Source organism: Paraurantiacibacter namhicola (assembly GCF_001687545.1).
Taxonomy (GTDB): Bacteria; Pseudomonadota; Alphaproteobacteria; order Sphingomonadales; family Sphingomonadaceae; genus Paraurantiacibacter; species Paraurantiacibacter namhicola.
This window is the reverse complement of record NZ_CP016545.1, coordinates 1,650,015-1,664,945: the sequence shown is the minus strand read 5'-3', so window position 1 is coordinate 1,664,945 and position 14,931 is coordinate 1,650,015. Positions and strand designations below refer to the sequence as shown.

Here is a 14,931-nt window from a genome sequence, read left to right as displayed (position 1 = left end):
AAATATGGGCAGCGCATAGTGGATTGCGAGGGGGGCCGCAAGCCGCTAGCGCCGCTGCCATGCCGACCGGACAATCCTTTGCCGCCATCGTGGTCGCCGCTGGCAGCGGCATCCGTGCGGGGCAGGCCGTTCCCAAGCAATTCGCGCCCTGGCGCGGCAAGCCGGTGCTGCGTTATTCCGTCGAGGCGTTGCTCGATGCCGGTGCTGCGCCGGTGGTGGTGGTCATACCCGAAAATGGCGACGCGCTGACGCTGCGCGCGCTTGAAGGACTGACGGATATCCACCTGGTGACTGGCGGCGCGACGCGGCAGGCATCGGTGCTCGCAGGGCTAGAGGCGCTGACAGATCATAAGCCGGGCATGGTTCTGATCCATGATGCGGCCCGGCCTGACCTGCCCGCTTCGGTCATAAACCGATTGCTGGAAGCGCTGGATGAAGAAAGCGGCGCGATCCCGGTGCTGCCGGTGGTCGATAGCATGGTCGAGGCATCCGGCTCCGTGATGGGCGCACCTGCCGATCGGGACATCCTGCGCCGCGTCCAGACCCCGCAAGCCTTCCGCTTCTCCGATATCCTGCAGGCGCACCGCGCATGGCAGGGCGAACCCGATGCAGGCGACGATGCCCAGGTGCTTCGCGCGGCCGGGCACACCATTGCTTTGGTCGATGGGGACGAGCGCCTGCACAAGCTGACCTTCGCCGCCGACTTCGCGCCTGAACAAGCAAAAGTTGCGCTGCCCGCTCCCCGCATCGGAATGGGATATGACGTCCACCGCCTTGCTGCCGGGGAAGAGCTCTGGCTCTGCGGGCTCAGGATCGAGCATACGCATGGCCTGGCTGGCCACAGCGATGCAGATGTCGGACTGCATGCCGTTGTCGATGCCGTACTGGGCGCAGCAGGGCGCGGCGACATCGGGCAGCACTTCCCGCCCAGCGATCCGCAATGGCGCGGCGCCTCGTCGGACAGGTTCGTGGAGCATGCCGTCAGCCTGGCCGCACAGGCCGGCTACCGCGTCGGCAATGTGGACCTGACGCTGATCTGCGAGGCGCCGAAGATCGGCCCGCACAGGGACGCGATGCAGGCGAAACTTGCCGATTTGCTCGGCGTCGATACATCGCAGGTCAATCTGAAGGCCACGACAACCGAGCGACTGGGTTTTGCCGGACGGCGCGAGGGTATTGCCGCGCAAGCCGTCGCGATGCTCTTACCGATTTGAGGAGACCGACAATGAACGCACGCAAGCTGACTTCCGCACTTACCGCCATGGCCGTTGCCATCGCCCCGCAGGTGGTTGCCGCGCAGGAATGCATGACGGAAGCGGAAGTGAACGCCATGGCGATTTACGCAGCTCCGGCCGCGATGGACGCTGCCGCCTATGCCTGCCGCGATGCCCTGCCCGCCGACAGCTTCCTGCTTTCCGAGCTGGGTCCGATGAAGGCGCGGTATGACGCGGTTCGCCCGGATTACTGGCCGCTCGCCCTGTCTGCTGCGACGAAGCTGATGGCAAGCGAGGGCGACGGTTCCGCGGATGACATGGCCATCTTCCAACAATTGCCGGAAGAGGCAGTCCGCCCGATGATCGACGCGCTGATCGTCCAGGAACTGTCCACCGAGATCAAGCCGGAGGACTGCGGATCAATCGACAAGGTCGTTGCAGCGTTTGGCCCTCTGGAGCCGACCGAGTTTGGCGGGATCATCGGCGCAGTCTTGACGGTTGCGGTGCCGGACGAAGACCTTTTCTGCAGCGAGACATGATACCCAGCCTCCTCCCGCAGGAACTCGCGCAGCTGGCTGAAAAGGTCGTTGCGCAGAATGCCGCCGCAGGCCGCAAGGTCGTGCTGGCGGAAAGCTGCACGGGCGGCCTGGTGACGGCGGCGTTGACCGCCGTGCCCGGCTCGTCCGAGGTGCTGGATCGCGGTTTCGTGACCTACAGCAACGGGGCGAAGCAGGAACTGCTCGGCGTCTCCGGCGAGGTGATCGAGGCGTTGGGCGCAGTCTCCGTGGCCTGCGTCTATGAAATGGCCCGCGGCGCGCTGGAACGCAGCGATGCGGATGTTGCCGTCGCCATCAGCGGCATTGCCGGGCCCGGCGGCGGAACGGAGCAGAAGCCGGTGGGCACCGTGGTTTTCGCGCGTGCTATCCGGGGCGAGCCGGAACCGACGGCGGAGGAACGCTTCTTCGAGGGTGAAGACCGCGCGGGCGTGCGCCGTCAGGCTACGCTTTGCGCGCTGGAATTGCTGCTGCCGTAAAGCTCGTCCGCGCGCGCTTCGAAGGCAGCGACCATCTTGCGGAAGGCGCGGTCGAAATACTGCCCGGCCAAGGCTTCGAAGATCCGGTTCTTGAACGCGAAGTCGACGCAGAAATCGATCTCGCACCCTCCCTCCGGCAGGTTGCGGAACTGCCAGCGATTGTCGAGATCGCGCAGCGGACCATCGACATATTGCACCCGCAATGCATCGGGCCGGTGCAGCTCCACGCGGGAGGTAAACTTCTCGCGGATCGCCTTGAAGCCCACCAGCATGTCGGCAACCATCGCCTCGCCGTCATTGCTCTTCACGCGGGTGGCGATCACCCAGGGCAGAAATTCGGGATATTTGTCGACATCGGCGACAAGGTCGAACATCTGCTCTGCGCTGTAAGGCAGGCGGCGCGTCTGCTGTATTCCCGGCATCAGTCGGCTGGGTCTGCCTTTGGCGCTACCTTAGCGGCTGCCTTGGCCAGCTTCGCCTCGCGCGCGGTGCGCATTTCGGCAAAATCGTCGCCAGCGTGATAGCTGGAGCGCGTCAGCGGGCTGCTGGCAACCTGCAGGAAGCCCTTGGCGCGGGCGATGGAGCCATAGGCGTTGAAGGTCTTCGGTTCGATGAAATCCTCGACCTTGGCGTGCTTCGGCGTGGGCTGCAGGTACTGGCCCATGGTCATGAAATCGATGTCCGCGCTGCGCATGTCGTCCATCACCTGGTGGACCTCCAGCCGCTGCTCGCCGAGCCCCAGCATGATGCCGGACTTTGTGAAGATCATCGGGTTGTGGCTCTTCACTTCTTCCAGCAGGCGCAGCGAAGCGTAGTAACGCGCGCCCGGCCGGATGGTGGGATAAAGACGCGGCACGGTTTCGAGGTTGTGATTGTAAACATCGGGACCGGCTTCACAAATTGCCTCGACCGCTGGGCGCATCTTGCCCCGGAAGTCCGGCGTCAGGATCTCGATAGTCGTGTCCGGAGTCTCGCGGCGCAGGGCCTGGATGACCTTCACGAACTGCCCCGCCCCGCCGTCCGGCAGGTCGTCGCGGTCCACGCTGGTCACGACGATATGCTCCAACCCCAGCTTCGCCGCAGCGGTTGCCGTGTGTTCCGGCTCCAGCGGGTCGACCATGCGCGGCATGCCGGTCTTCACATTGCAGAACGCACATGCGCGCGTGCAGACATCGCCCAGGATCATCACCGTGGCGTGCTTCTTGGTCCAGCACTCCCCGATATTCGGGCAGGCCGCTTCCTCGCACACGGTGTTCAGGTTCAGCTCGCGCATCAGCTGGCGCGTCTCGTTATAGCCCTTGCTGACGGGGGCCTTGACGCGGATCCAGTCCGGCTTGCGCTGGCGGCCTGAAGGGGTCGTTCCGGGAGGGGAGGAAAGGTCGTTCATTGCGAGGCCCACTTAGGCCCCGCTCCGGCCTCCCGCAACCTTTACTGGCTGGTGTCGACAGACAGGTCGATCGGCACTCGCTCACCCGTAAGGGGCGTTGCGGGGGCAAGCAGGTCCTCCTCCCCTTCCGCCAGCGGACGCAGTTCGATCTGGAAATCGCGCTCGTCCAGTTCCATCACGCCGCCGCGGCCGTCCATGACGTTCGCCAGCGCAGTCAGGCCGAGCGCGACGGGATCCGGGTCGCTTGCCTCGACCGCCATGCTGGTCGTCCGCTGCGCGACCTGCTGTGCCGAGACGCTGCTGGTGACGGTAAAGCGCTCGGTGTGGAAACCGGGTGCACTGACGGTAATCTCTCCGCCGCGATCTCGCAGCAGCGGGAGGTAGCAGGGCGTGCGGCAACTATCGCCGTAATTGGTCTGCGCGAGGGCCCCTGCCGGTAGTGTCACGATGTGCGCCGTCTCGGACGGGGCAAGCCCATGACCCTTCACGAACTGCATCTTAGCGCAGCCTGATACTGCTACGAGGATTCCTAAGGCGAGTGTGGTGCGACCCAAATTCATGACATTCTCCCTTGTGTCTTGTTTATGCCACCATGCATGCCGAGCACGGGGTGACTGACAGATGAATTTCAGTCTGCGACGTGATTTGAGCGAACGGCCGTGATTGAAAAGCCCTCTCTGCGCTTTCCGCAAATTGGGGAAAGGTCACTCGCCCGCCGGTTGCCCTTTTCGGCCGCAAGCGGCATCGCTTTGCCATGTCCGAGGAAAAACTGCGCAATATCGCCCTGCTGATCGATGCCGACAATGCGAGCCATCGCGGGATCGACCCTGTCCTGACCGTCCTGGCCGAGCTGGGGCAGGTCAATATCCGCCGCGCCTATGGCAACTGGGCCAAGCCTGCGCTGTCGGACTGGAACAAGATTACCCACCGCTACGGCCTGCAGCCGATGCAGCAGTTCGACCTGACCAAAGGCAAGAACGCCACGGACATGGCGATGACCATCGACGCGATCGACCTGCTGAACGCCGGTAAGGTCGATGGCTTCGGCATCATGAGCAGCGACAGCGATTTTACCCCGCTGGTGACGCGGCTGCGGCAGGACGGCCTGCTGGTCTATGGCTTCGGCGCAGCGAAGGCGCCCGAGGCTTTCCGCACGGCATGCAGCCGCTTCATCGATGTCGAGAAGCTGATCCGCACCGATGCCGCAGCGGACGACGCCGTCAGTGACGACACCATCGATCCGGAATTGATCGAACTGCTGGGCGGCGCGTGGAAGGCGGCCCATCGTGACGACGAAGGCTGGGCCAAACTGCAGGAAGTCGGCCAGATTGCCGGCAACCGTTCCAGCTTCGATGTACGCAACTATGGTTACAAGCGATTGTCCGAGCTGATGCGTGCGGCGGAGGGACATTTCGCGCTCGACCGGCGAGACAATAACCAGATGTATGTGAAAAGATTGCGCTGATTTGGCACCATCGCGCCCCGGCCTCGTTGGTTACGAAATCAATTGAAGGGGCACCCCATGGTCGACAAGTCCGAGAAGTTTAACTGGTTCGTCCGCGTAGGCTATTTCAGCCGCGCGATCCTTTACGCCGTCCTGGGCCTGATTGCGCTGACCAGCGCCGGCAAGATTGCCGAAGGCACGAACGGCATCTTCATGGCAATCCAGGACTTCCCGGCTGGGACTGCCGTGCTCTGGATCATGGTGGTTGGCCTGATTGCCTATGCCCTTTTCCGCCTCTGCTCCCCGCTTTTCGATATCGAGAATAACGGCAGCGATGCCAAGGGCTGGGGCAAGCGCATCGGCCATGCTGGCAGCGCGGTCGGCCACCTGGCCCTCGCCTATTCCGCTTGGAAGTTCGCCTCCAGCGACGGTGGCGGCTCCGGCGGTTCGGGCGGCGGCGCTCAGGAAGCGGCATCCGGCGTCCTGTCGATGGATTTCGGCGGGACGGTACTCGGCATCCTGGGCCTGATCTTCTTCGTCGTCGCGATCTTCCAGGCTAAGAAGGGCATCACGGGTGAATTCATGCACCGCATCAGCGGGCAGGCGCCCGATGCGACGCGCTGGCTGGGCGGAGCAGGCTTCCTCGCCCGCGGCGTGGTCTATGCCGTGATCGGCTGGTCGCTGTTCCAGGCCGGTTTTATGTCGGCGGGCGCAGACCAGATCAAGACGCTGGGCGATGCCGTAGCCAGCCTGGCCGGTGAAGGCTTTATCTTCACGCTGACTGCCATCGGCCTGCTTCTGTTCGGCCTCTTCAGCCTGGTGCTGGCGCGTTATCGCATCATTCCGGACCTCGACAGCGACGCCGGCGTGCCAAGCTTCCGAGCCTGATGAAAGCGCAAACGAAGACAGATGATAAGGCGGGCGATCGGAAGGTCGCCCGCCTTTATCGCATGGTGATGGACAAGCATGTCTGTCCCTATGGGATAAAGGCCAAGTGGCTCCTCGAACGCGAAGGCTATGAGGTACAGGACCACCACCTGACCACGCGTGAACAGACCGACGCTTTCAAGGCCGAGCATGACGTCACGATGACCCCGCAGGCCTTCATCGGAAACGACCGCATCGGCGGTTATGACGGGCTGCGCATCCACTTCGGCGACCGGCAGAAGGATAAGGGCGAAACCAGCTATCAGCCGGTGATCGCCGTGTTCGCTGTTGCGCTAGGCCTTGCCCTGTCGCTCAGTTTCTATTCCTTCGGGGAATTGCTGACGGTCAGGACGGCTGAGTGGTTCATAAGCTTTTCCATGGCCATGCTGGCGATGCTGAAGCTGCAGGATGTCGAGAAGTTCTCGACCATGTTCGTCGGCTATGACCTGCTGGGCCGCAGGTTCGTGCCCTATGCCTATGCCTACCCGTTCCTTGAGGCGACGGCCGCCATCCTGATGGCAGGGCGCGTGCTGCCCTGGCTCTCCATACCCATCGCTGCAGTGATTGGTACGATTGGTGCGGCGAGCGTGTTTTACGCGGTCTACATCCAGAAGCGCGAGATCAAATGCGCCTGCGTCGGCGGCAGCGGCAACGTCCCGCTCGGCTTCATCTCGCTTTCGGAAAATTTGGCCATGATGGGCATGGCAGCATGGATGCTCCTGCGCCCGGCAGGCGTCTAGCTACCGCACTGCGCCGTGCCGGTGGTGGCATAGACCGGATTACCACTCGCGTCGCTCAGGCGGACCGCTCCCTGGAAATCAACGGTCTCGTAGCCGGAAGATTCCCCGCCACCCTGCAAGGCCAGTTCAAGGCGGTAATCCTCGCTGGCGTAAGTATCGCGCGCGCCGAGCTCCAGCTCCCCCGTTCCCTCCGCTGGACCGAGTTGCAATACTTCGCCATCGATCTTGATCGCGGCGTAGTCCGATTGCGCGAGCACTACTGCCGCCATGCTCTTTCCGGACGCGAAATTGCACCCGGCGCCGAACAAGTCATTCGCCTCGATGTCGGGATAGAGGATCGGCTGCAGTTCCACCGCATTGGTGGCGCCCCGCAAGGCAAGGTTGCCTCCACCAGAGCCATCCGCGCTTTCAGAGGAGGCGTCCGGCATTGCATCACGTTGGTCGGTGCACGCGAGCAACAGGCAGCTTAAGAAAAGTACAACGGCGATCCTCATTCAATGCCTCCCGAACAGCTTCTCGACATCGGCCATGCCCAGCTTCACCCATGTCGGGCGGCCATGGTTGCACTGACCTGAGCGTGGCGTGCGCTCCATTTCGCGCAGCAGCGCGTTCATTTCCGTTACCGACAGAACGCGGCCAGCCCGCACGGAGCCGTGGCAGGCCATGGTCGCAAGGACATAGTCCAGTTTCTCGCCCAGAAGCAGGCTTTCGCCGTGCTGTGCGATATCGTCTCCCAGGTCTTGCAGCAGCTTGGCCGGGTCCGCCTTTCGGAGTGAGCCTGGCAATGCGCGCACGAGCATGGCGCCGGGACCGAAGCGTTCGATCACGAGGCCAAGCTCCGCGAACTTGTCCGCCTGTTCCTCCAGCCGGTCGCACGCGGTTTCTTCGAGTTCAACGACTTCCGGCATCAGCAGCGCCTGGCTGGCTGCTACCTTGTCCCCCGCCCCCGCCGCACGAAGGCGTTCGAGTACGAGCCGCTCATGCGCCGCATGCTGGTCCACGATCACGAGCCCGTCCGAGGCTTCCGCCACGATATAGGTCTCCGCCACCTGACCGCGCGCGATGCCCAGGGGGTATTCTGCGAGGTCCTCGGCCGTGGCCTCGGCCGCGCTTTCTGCCCTGCCTTGGGGCATTGCCAGATCACCCGCGCTGTTCTCGCCGTGAAAGGCCTGTGCCGGTTCGCGAAAAGTGCCGACGCTGCCGGGCGCGGACCAGTCACGGCCCTGGAAGATTGAGCGCAACGCTGGCTGAGGCTCGGCAGGCTCGACCTGCCAGCGGCCCATGGCCGAAGCGTCGGGCGCCTGCGCGCTTCGGCGGTCGCCCGTGGCAAGCGAGCCTCGCAGGCCCGACACGATGAAGCCCCGCACCGCCTGCGCGTCGCGGAACCGCACCTCCGTTTTCGCGGGGTGGACATTCACGTCCACATCCTCGTTCGGAAGGTCAAGGAAGAGGGCGAGCACGGCGTGCCGGTCGCGCGCCAGCATGTCGGAATAAGCTCCGCGCACGGCACCTGTCAGCAGGCGGTCCTTCACCGGGCGGCCATTCACGAACAGGTACTGGTGATCGGCCACGCCGCGGTTGTACGTCGGCAAGCCAGCAATCCCGGTCAGCCGCATGGCGCCGCGATCGACATCGATGACCACGCCATTGTCCTTCAAATCGCGCGCCACGATCTGGGCGACGCGCTCGGCAATGCCCTGCCCGCCCTGCAGGTCGAAAACGCAGCGGTCGCCATGTTCGAGACGAAAGGCGATGTCCGGGCGCGCCATGGCCAGGCGGCGGACGACATCGACGCAGGCGCCATATTCGCTGCGCGCCGTACGCAGGAACTTGCGGCGTGCGGGCACCTTCGCGAACAGTTTCTCCACCCGCACACGCGTTCCCGGCGGCAGGGCGGCGGGCCCGTCCTCGATGAGCTCTCCGTGATCGACGACCTTGCGCCAGCCCTCATCCGATCCGTGCAGGCGGCTTTCCACCATGAAGCGCGCGACGCTGGCGATGGATGGCAGCGCCTCTCCGCGAAAACCCAGCGTTGCCACCTGCTCGATCGCGTCGTCGGGCAGCTTGCTGGTGGCATGGCGTTCCAGCGCCAGCGCCATCTGTTCCGGCGACATGCCGCAGCCGTCATCCGTCACCTCGACGCGGTCCAGCCCTCCCTCGAGAATTTTGACCACGATCCGCGTTGCGCCCGCATCGACCGCGTTTTCGACGATTTCCTTCAGCGCAGATGCCGGGCGTTCAACCACCTCGCCAGCGGCGATACGGTTAACGAGGCTTTCCGGGAGGCGGCGAATTTCGGGCATCGGGGCCGCTTGTAACGCCCAATCGCCGCTTATTCGAGGCAGGCGGTGCAAAACTCCCCGGAAAGGCGAACAATTTTTTTCCCAAACGGCGCCAGTTTCGCTAAGAGGCGCGCGACTGTTGTCAATTTCGCACCACCCAAAGAAATCGGCCGGCCCGGCGGGGTCGGGACGGAGACGGATTAACCCATGAGTTCCTTCTTTTCGCGCCTGTTCAAGTTCGGCTCCCAAAACATGGCCATCGACCTCGGTACGGCCAACACGCTGGTCTATGTGCAGGACCGCGGCATCGTGCTGAACGAACCCTCCGTGGTCGCCATCGAGACGATCCAGGGCATCAAGCGCGTGAAGGCCGTGGGCGACGATGCGAAGCTCATGATGGGCAAGACGCCCGATTCCATCGAAGCCATCCGCCCGTTGCGTGACGGCGTGATTGCCGACATCGAAATCGCGGAAGAGATGATCAAGCACTTCATCCGCAAGGTGCACGGCAAGAAGAACCTGCTGCGCTATCCCGAAATCGTGATCTGCGTACCCAGTGGCTCCACCAGCGTGGAACGCCGCGCAATCCGCGATGCTGCCAGCAATGCCGGCGCCTCCGAAGTCTACCTGATCCTGGAGCCCATGGCAGCTGCCATCGGTGCTGACATGCCCGTTACCGAGCCGGTTGGCTCCATGGTGGTCGACATCGGCGGCGGCACGACGGAAGTCGCCGTGCTCTCGCTGCGCGGCCTTGCTTACACGACCTCCGTGCGCACCGGCGGTGACAAGATGGATGAAGCCATCGTCTCCTACGTCCGCCGCCACCACAACCTCCTGATCGGCGACGCCACAGCAGAGCGGATCAAGCAGGATTACGGCATCGCCATCGTCCCGGAAGACGGTGTGGGCGAAACCATCACCCTGAAGGGCCGCGACCTTGTGAACGGCGTGCCCAAGGAAATCACGATCAACCAAGCGCATATCGCCGAAGCCCTTTCTGAACCGATTGGCGCCATCGTGGAAGGCGTGCGCATCGCACTGGAAAACACCGCGCCGGAACTGGCGGCCGATATCGTGGACCAGGGCATCGTCCTAACCGGCGGCGGCGCGCTGATCCGCGGGCTGGACGAGCATCTGCGCGAAGAAACCGGTCTTCCGGTCAGCATCGCTGAGGATCCGCTGTCCTGCGTCGCCTTGGGCACTGGCCGGGCGATGGAAGACCCGGTTTATCGCGGCGTGTTGATGACCGCCTGACGCAATCTTGAACAAGGGGTAGGCGGAGATGGCGCCGCCGCGAGGCCGAAATACAAGCACGAACCGGAAGGCGCGAATGAGCGTCTTTACCGGCTATGTGATTGCGGGCTTCGGAGCGCTCTTTGGTGCTGCCCTGCTGGCCATTTCGCTCCTTCAGCCGCAGGTCTTTGCCGGAATGCGGTCAATGGCTGTCGATGCCGGCAGCGGTGTCGGCGAAGCCGGCGCATCCGCCCGCGTCAATTCGCAGGGCTTTTTCGAGGCCATCAAGGGCTATTACAAGGCCGGCAGCAAGAACGCCGAGTTGCAGCGCGAACTGGAAGTGGCGCGTATCGAGCTCGCCGAGGCGCGTTCGGTCGAGCAGGAGAACAAGCGCTTGCGCGCCCTGCTCGATCTACCGGAAGGCGAGAATGAGCCTGTCGCAACCGCCCGCATCATCGGCTCAACATCCTCCTCCGCGCGCAGGTTCGCGTACATCTCGGTGGGCGCGGCGCATGGCGTGGAAAGCGGCATGCCCGTAGTCTCGCCGAAGGGCCTCATCGGCCGCGTGCTGGAAGTGGGCGATGAAAGCGCCAGGGTCATCCTGCTGACGGATACGGAAAGCACCATTCCTGTTCGCCGGGCCAAGGACGATGTGGTGGCCTTTGCCGAAGGGCGCGCCGACGGTTCGCTTCGGCTGCGACTTATCAACCTGGGCATCAACCCCATCAAGAAGGGGGATGTCTTCGTCACGTCCGGCGCCGGCGGCCTGTTCCCGCCCAATATCGCCGTGGCGATGGTAACAGAAGTCACCGATGATGGGGCAATCGCGCGCGTCCTCAGCAATCCGGCGGCGACCGACTACGTGTCCGTCCGCCCGATCTGGCAGGCCGACCTGCTGCCTGCCGACCTTGCCGACGAAGATGCGGAGCTGCCGGGCGAATGATCGACCAGATCAATCCGCGCGCGCGCAGCGACCAGTTCGGCAGCAAGATCAATCGCGACCATTCCGTCGCCCTCGTTTACGGAATTCCCTGGGCGACGATCCTGCTGGCCTCGCTCAGCCCGCTCCTGCCCATCATCCCGCCTGCACCCATCGTGCCTCCACTGGCGCTGCTGTTCCTGCTGGCATGGCGACTGCTGCGCCCGGGTCTCCTGCCCCTATGGGCCGGCCTGCCCCTGGGCCTGTGGGACGACCTGTTTTCCGGGCAACCGCTTGGCAGCGGCATCCTCCTGTTCTCGCTCATCATGATCGGGCTGGAGGCGCTGGAGATGCGATTCCCCTGGCGTAATTTCTTCCAGGACTGGCTGGTCGCGGGACTGGTGCTTGCTGTCTACCTCGTCCTTGCGGCCTTTGTTTCGGGGGCCAGCCTAGGCGGTCTTCAGCTTGGCGTAATCGTGCCGCAGCTACTCCTGTCCATCGTGATGTTCCCGATCGTTGCCGGCATTGTTTCCCTCCTCGACAGGCTGCGCCTTATGCGCGTCCGACGGATAGGCTGATGGCACTGGGCCCACGATCCAATGAGAGCAGCCTGCGTGAGGTCTTCACGCGGCGAAGCTTCGTCATCGGCGCAGTGCAGGGCGGCGTCGGCCTGCTGCTGGCCGCGCGCATGGGTTACATCGCTGTCGCCGAGAATGAGAAATACGAGATGGAGGCCGAGAGCAACAGGGTGAACCTGTCGCTGATCCCGCCCCGCCGCGGCTGGATCCTGGACCGCAATGGCGCCCCCCTCGCTTCCAACCGTGCCGATTTCCGCGTCGACGTCATTCCCGATCGCATGGGCGACCAGGACAAGACGGTACGTGTCCTGAGCGAGCTGCTGAATTTCGACGAACAGCAGCGCGCCGACCTCGAAAAGCGTATCGAAGACAGCGCTGGCTTCCAGGCGGTGCCGGTGGCCAGCGGGCTGGATTACGACACTTTTGCTGCCGTGACCGTGCGCATGCCTGACCTGCGAGGCGTCGTGCCCCAGCGCGGCTATTCGCGCTATTATCCCACCGGGCCCGCCGTGGGGCATTTGCTCGGCTATGTCGGCACAGCCAACCGCGAGGAATACGAGCTGGAGCCGACGCCCCTCCTCGTCACCCCCGGCTTCAAGCTGGGCAAGGACGGGATGGAGAAGCAGTTCGAGCAGAAGCTGCGCGGGGAACCGGGCGCGCGGCGCGTTGAAGTCACGGCCTCTGGTAAGATCGTGCGCGACCTCGAGACGCGGGAGGACAAGCAGGGCCAGGCTGTCCAATTGACGATCGATGGCCCGCTCCAGGATTACGCGGCACGCAGGCTTGGCCTCGAATCCGGCTCCGTTGTCGTGATGGACTGCCTGACAGGCGGCCTGCTGTGCATGGCATCCATGCCCAGCTTCGATCCCAACAGCTTTTCCGACGGGATTGGCCGCGTCGAATACTCCATGCTCTCGCAGAACGAGCGCGTGCCGCTACGTAACAAGGTGCTCAAGGGCCTGTACCCGCCGGGCTCCACGGTGAAGCCGACGGTGTCCATGGCCTTCCTGAAAGCCGGGCTGGATCCAGACGAAAGCGTCAATTGCAGCGGCGGTTTGCGGGTGGGCAATCGTGTCTTTCGCTGCTGGAAACGCGGCGGCCACGGACGCGTCGACATGGCCAAGGGCATTTACCAGTCCTGCGACGTATATTTCTATCACTTCGCGCAGCGGATCGGGATGGATCCCATCGCCGCGATGTGCAGCCGCCTGGGCATGGGGCAGGAATTTCCCCTTCCCGTGACCAGCCAGTTCTATGGCACCGTTCCCAGCCCATCATGGAAGCTGGAGAAGTATGGCCGCGAATGGCAGGCCTTCGACACAGTGAACGCCACCATCGGACAGGGCTATATGCTCTCCAGCCCGCTGCAGCTTGCCGTGATGTCAGCGCGCCTTGCCATGGGCCGCGAAGTCATGCCGCGGCTGGTGATGGACGAGAAGAGGCCGAAGTTCGAAAGCTACCAGTTCCCGGACGAGCAGATCGCCTATATCCGGCAGGCGATGAGCGATGTCGTCAACGGCCCCGGCACCGCGCCGCGCGGCAAGCTGCCGCTGGAAGAGACGAAGATGGCCGGCAAGACCGGCACGGCGCAGGTCGTCTCGCTCAGCAAGTCCGACGGCAAGACCGGTAACTGGCGTTTTCGTGACCATGGGCTGTTCATCTTCTTCGCCCCGTTCGACAAGCCGCGATATGCCGGGGCAGTCGTGATCGAGCATGGCGGCGGATCGGGCGCGGCCTATCCCATCGCGCGCGATGTGATGACGTATATGTTTGACCCACAGAAGGGCCTTGAGGCGCTTTACCCGCTGGAGAAACAATGGGGCGGCACGGCGCAGCAGCGCCTCGATGCCTCTTACGCCCGCTTTGCTGCCGAAGCCGGCGTCGACATTCCTGCCGCCCCGACGGATATCCGTGACGCCTTTGCCAAGGTCGATGCGGAGGCTCGCGCCGAGGCGGTGCAACCAGAAGCGCCGGTGGCAAACGCGGTTGATCCGCGAGAAGACCCAACACCGCGGAGCGTGGACTGATGCGGCAATCGATCCTTCCCCCGGTACTCGAAAGCCAGCCATGGGCCGTGCTGATCACGCTCTTCACGTTGATCGCATTCGGCGGTGCCGTCCTCTACAGCGCGGCGGGCGGCTCCATGTCGCCCTATGCGACATCGCATATCGTTCGCTTCTGCGTGTTCCTCGTGATGGCGCTCGTGATCTCTTACATGCCGCGCGACCTGGCCTTCATGGCGGCGTATCCGGTCTACCTTGTCGTATTGCTGTTGCTGGTCGGCGTGGAGGCGCTGGGCGCAATGGGCGGTGGCAGCCAGCGCTGGCTGGAACTGGGTTTCATCCGCCTGCAGCCATCGGAACTGATGAAGCCGGCAGTGGTGCTGGCCCTCGCCGCATTCTTCCATACGCTGCCGGCCGGTATGATCGCGAGCTGGCGCTCCATCGTGCCAGCTGGCGTGGCGATCTTCCTCCCCATGGGCCTGGTGCTGATGCAGCCCGACCTTGGCACCGCTCTCGCCATCGCCTTCGGCGGCGTGGTGGTGCTGTTCCTGGCAGGATTGCCGATGAAGTGGTTTGCCGGCGGCGCGGTCGCAGCCATGATTGCGGCGCCTCTAGCCTTCTTCTTCGGGCTGAAGGAATACCAGCAACGCCGGGTGACGACCTTCCTCGACCCGGAAAGTGACCCTTTGGGCCAAGGCTATCACATCACCCAGTCGAAGATCGCGATCGGATCGGGCGGCATTACCGGCAAGGGATTTGGAGAGGGATCGCAGAGCCACCTCAATTACCTGCCGGAGCCGCACACCGACTTCGTGTTTGCCACCATGGCGGAAGAATGGGGCCTGCTAGGCGGCCTGTTCGTGCTGCTCGCCTTTGGTATCATCATCCGCTGGGGCTGGACGGTGAGCCGCAATGCGCCAGACCGCTTCTCGCGCCTGTTCGCCGGCGGGCTTGTCGCGACCATCTTCTTCTATGCCGGGATCAACCTGATGATGGTGATGGGACTTGCGCCTGTCGTGGGCATTCCCCTGCCATTCATGAGCCACGGCGGGTCATCCATGCTGACGAATATGATCTGCATCGGATCGCTGATGATGGTCGAAAGATGGTCGCGAAAGTCAGGTGCGCGAGGGACCTTTACTTGAGGCCTTCCCTTAGCGGATTTTATCGG

At 63.7% G+C, this 14,931-nt stretch carries 16 protein-coding genes; 11 read left to right on the top strand and 5 right to left on the bottom strand.

What is annotated here, in order from left to right; translation table 11 throughout:
• Nucleotides 1-59: 59 nt before the first annotated feature.
• From A6F65_RS08155 to A6F65_RS08145, 3 genes are read left to right on the top strand one after another with little or no spacing between them, the layout of a single operon-like run.
• On the top strand, nucleotides 60-1,214 hold the full coding sequence (locus tag A6F65_RS08155; protein WP_067787639.1) for a bifunctional 2-C-methyl-D-erythritol 4-phosphate cytidylyltransferase/2-C-methyl-D-erythritol 2,4-cyclodiphosphate synthase: 1,155 nt from the start codon (nucleotides 60-62) through the stop codon (nucleotides 1,212-1,214).
• Nucleotides 1,215-1,225: 11 nt separating this feature from the next.
• Nucleotides 1,226-1,753, top strand: coding sequence for a hypothetical protein (locus A6F65_RS08150; RefSeq protein ID WP_067787636.1), 528 nt, complete (start codon nucleotides 1,226-1,228; stop codon nucleotides 1,751-1,753).
• Nucleotides 1,750-2,247 (top strand): CinA family protein, encoded by a 498-nt coding sequence (locus A6F65_RS08145; RefSeq protein ID WP_205631869.1) that lies wholly within the window; start codon nucleotides 1,750-1,752, stop codon nucleotides 2,245-2,247. The genes A6F65_RS08150 and A6F65_RS08145 overlap by 4 nt, the downstream gene beginning before the upstream one ends.
• On the opposite strand, the gene A6F65_RS08140 is transcribed toward A6F65_RS08145, so the two are convergent.
• The 3 genes from A6F65_RS08140 to A6F65_RS08130 are packed head-to-tail and all read right to left on the bottom strand — an operon-like array spanning nucleotide 2,208 to nucleotide 4,131.
• Entirely contained in the window at nucleotides 2,208-2,669 is a 462-nt protein-coding gene (locus A6F65_RS08140; RefSeq protein WP_067787630.1) for a type II toxin-antitoxin system RatA family toxin, read from the bottom strand. The genes A6F65_RS08145 and A6F65_RS08140 overlap by 40 nt on opposite strands.
• Nucleotides 2,669-3,634, bottom strand: a complete 966-nt coding sequence (gene lipA / locus A6F65_RS08135) for a lipoyl synthase (RefSeq protein ID WP_067787628.1) — start codon at nucleotides 3,632-3,634, stop codon at nucleotides 2,669-2,671. Before lipA ends, A6F65_RS08140 begins: the two co-directional genes overlap by 1 nt.
• A 41-nt stretch (nucleotides 3,635-3,675) precedes the next feature.
• A complete protein-coding gene (locus A6F65_RS08130; RefSeq protein WP_067787626.1) occupies nucleotides 3,676-4,131 on the bottom strand; it encodes a hypothetical protein in 456 nt (151 codons plus the stop codon).
• Nucleotides 4,132-4,388: 257 nt separating this feature from the next.
• On the opposite strand from A6F65_RS08130, the gene A6F65_RS08125 reads away from it, so the two are divergent.
• From A6F65_RS08125 to A6F65_RS08115, 3 genes are read left to right on the top strand one after another with little or no spacing between them, the layout of a single operon-like run.
• The gene (locus A6F65_RS08125; RefSeq protein ID WP_067787624.1) at nucleotides 4,389-5,099 is read left to right on the top strand and encodes an NYN domain-containing protein; all 711 of its coding nucleotides are present in this window, start codon (nucleotides 4,389-4,391) and stop codon (nucleotides 5,097-5,099) included.
• A 57-nt stretch (nucleotides 5,100-5,156) separates the two neighbouring features.
• Nucleotides 5,157-5,966 (top strand): DUF1206 domain-containing protein, encoded by an 810-nt coding sequence (locus A6F65_RS08120; protein WP_067787623.1) that lies wholly within the window; start codon nucleotides 5,157-5,159, stop codon nucleotides 5,964-5,966.
• Nucleotides 5,966-6,745, top strand: coding sequence for a MauE/DoxX family redox-associated membrane protein (locus A6F65_RS08115; protein ID WP_067787621.1), 780 nt, complete (start codon nucleotides 5,966-5,968; stop codon nucleotides 6,743-6,745). Before A6F65_RS08120 ends, A6F65_RS08115 begins: the two co-directional genes overlap by 1 nt.
• Here the strand turns inward: A6F65_RS08115 and A6F65_RS08110 are convergent.
• Together A6F65_RS08110 and mutL are read right to left on the bottom strand one after the other, a co-directional pair.
• Nucleotides 6,742-7,239 carry a hypothetical protein gene (locus A6F65_RS08110; protein WP_067787619.1) on the bottom strand — a complete coding sequence of 166 codons (498 nt, stop codon included), beginning with the start codon at nucleotides 7,237-7,239 and terminating at the stop codon, nucleotides 6,742-6,744. The genes A6F65_RS08115 and A6F65_RS08110 overlap by 4 nt on opposite strands.
• Complete coding sequence (gene mutL / locus A6F65_RS08105) at nucleotides 7,240-9,048, bottom strand: DNA mismatch repair endonuclease MutL (protein ID WP_067787616.1); 1,809 nt, start codon at nucleotides 9,046-9,048, stop codon at nucleotides 7,240-7,242.
• Between the two features lie 186 nt (nucleotides 9,049-9,234).
• On the opposite strand from mutL, the gene A6F65_RS08100 reads away from it, so the two are divergent.
• From A6F65_RS08100 to rodA, 5 genes are all read left to right on the top strand, one after another.
• The gene (locus A6F65_RS08100) at nucleotides 9,235-10,281 is read left to right on the top strand and encodes a rod shape-determining protein (protein ID WP_067787614.1); all 1,047 of its coding nucleotides are present in this window, start codon (nucleotides 9,235-9,237) and stop codon (nucleotides 10,279-10,281) included.
• A 76-nt stretch (nucleotides 10,282-10,357) separates the two neighbouring features.
• Nucleotides 10,358-11,203, top strand: a complete 846-nt coding sequence (mreC, locus tag A6F65_RS08095) for a rod shape-determining protein MreC (protein WP_237164793.1) — start codon at nucleotides 10,358-10,360, stop codon at nucleotides 11,201-11,203.
• Nucleotides 11,200-11,757, top strand: a complete 558-nt coding sequence (gene mreD / locus A6F65_RS12900) for a rod shape-determining protein MreD (protein ID WP_067787609.1) — start codon at nucleotides 11,200-11,202, stop codon at nucleotides 11,755-11,757. The genes mreC and mreD overlap by 4 nt, the downstream gene beginning before the upstream one ends.
• On the top strand, nucleotides 11,757-13,784 hold the full coding sequence (gene mrdA / locus A6F65_RS08085) for a penicillin-binding protein 2 (protein WP_083989348.1): 2,028 nt from the start codon (nucleotides 11,757-11,759) through the stop codon (nucleotides 13,782-13,784). Before mreD ends, mrdA begins: the two co-directional genes overlap by 1 nt.
• Complete coding sequence (rodA, locus tag A6F65_RS08080; protein WP_067787606.1) at nucleotides 13,784-14,905, top strand: rod shape-determining protein RodA; 1,122 nt, start codon at nucleotides 13,784-13,786, stop codon at nucleotides 14,903-14,905. Before mrdA ends, rodA begins: the two co-directional genes overlap by 1 nt.
• Nucleotides 14,906-14,931 lie beyond the last annotated feature (26 nt).

Excerpts from the sequence above, each read along its gene's own strand:
- A6F65_RS08145 (WP_205631869.1), top strand. The coding sequence starts at position 1,750 with ATGATACCCAGCCTCCTCCCGCAGGAACTCGCGCAGCTGGCTGAAAAG.
- mutL (WP_067787616.1), bottom strand. The coding sequence starts at position 9,048 with ATGCCCGAAATTCGCCGCCTCCCGGAAAGCCTCGTTAACCGTATCGCC.
- lipA (WP_067787628.1), bottom strand. The coding sequence starts at position 3,634 with ATGAACGACCTTTCCTCCCCTCCCGGAACGACCCCTTCAGGCCGCCAG.
- rodA (WP_067787606.1), top strand. The coding sequence starts at position 13,784 with ATGCGGCAATCGATCCTTCCCCCGGTACTCGAAAGCCAGCCATGGGCC.
- A6F65_RS08130 (WP_067787626.1), bottom strand. The coding sequence starts at position 4,131 with ATGCAGTTCGTGAAGGGTCATGGGCTTGCCCCGTCCGAGACGGCGCAC.
- A6F65_RS08125 (WP_067787624.1), top strand. The coding sequence starts at position 4,389 with ATGTCCGAGGAAAAACTGCGCAATATCGCCCTGCTGATCGATGCCGAC.
- A6F65_RS08120 (WP_067787623.1), top strand. The coding sequence starts at position 5,157 with ATGGTCGACAAGTCCGAGAAGTTTAACTGGTTCGTCCGCGTAGGCTAT.
- A6F65_RS08100 (WP_067787614.1), top strand. The coding sequence starts at position 9,235 with ATGAGTTCCTTCTTTTCGCGCCTGTTCAAGTTCGGCTCCCAAAACATG.
- mreC (WP_237164793.1), top strand. The coding sequence starts at position 10,358 with ATGAGCGTCTTTACCGGCTATGTGATTGCGGGCTTCGGAGCGCTCTTT.
- A6F65_RS08115 (WP_067787621.1), top strand. The coding sequence starts at position 5,966 with ATGAAAGCGCAAACGAAGACAGATGATAAGGCGGGCGATCGGAAGGTC.
- A6F65_RS08150 (WP_067787636.1), top strand. The coding sequence starts at position 1,226 with ATGAACGCACGCAAGCTGACTTCCGCACTTACCGCCATGGCCGTTGCC.
- mreD (WP_067787609.1), top strand. The coding sequence starts at position 11,200 with ATGATCGACCAGATCAATCCGCGCGCGCGCAGCGACCAGTTCGGCAGC.
- A6F65_RS08155 (WP_067787639.1), top strand. The coding sequence starts at position 60 with ATGCCGACCGGACAATCCTTTGCCGCCATCGTGGTCGCCGCTGGCAGC.
- A6F65_RS08110 (WP_067787619.1), bottom strand. The coding sequence starts at position 7,239 with ATGAGGATCGCCGTTGTACTTTTCTTAAGCTGCCTGTTGCTCGCGTGC.
- A6F65_RS08140 (WP_067787630.1), bottom strand. The coding sequence starts at position 2,669 with ATGCCGGGAATACAGCAGACGCGCCGCCTGCCTTACAGCGCAGAGCAG.
- mrdA (WP_083989348.1), top strand. The coding sequence starts at position 11,757 with ATGGCACTGGGCCCACGATCCAATGAGAGCAGCCTGCGTGAGGTCTTC.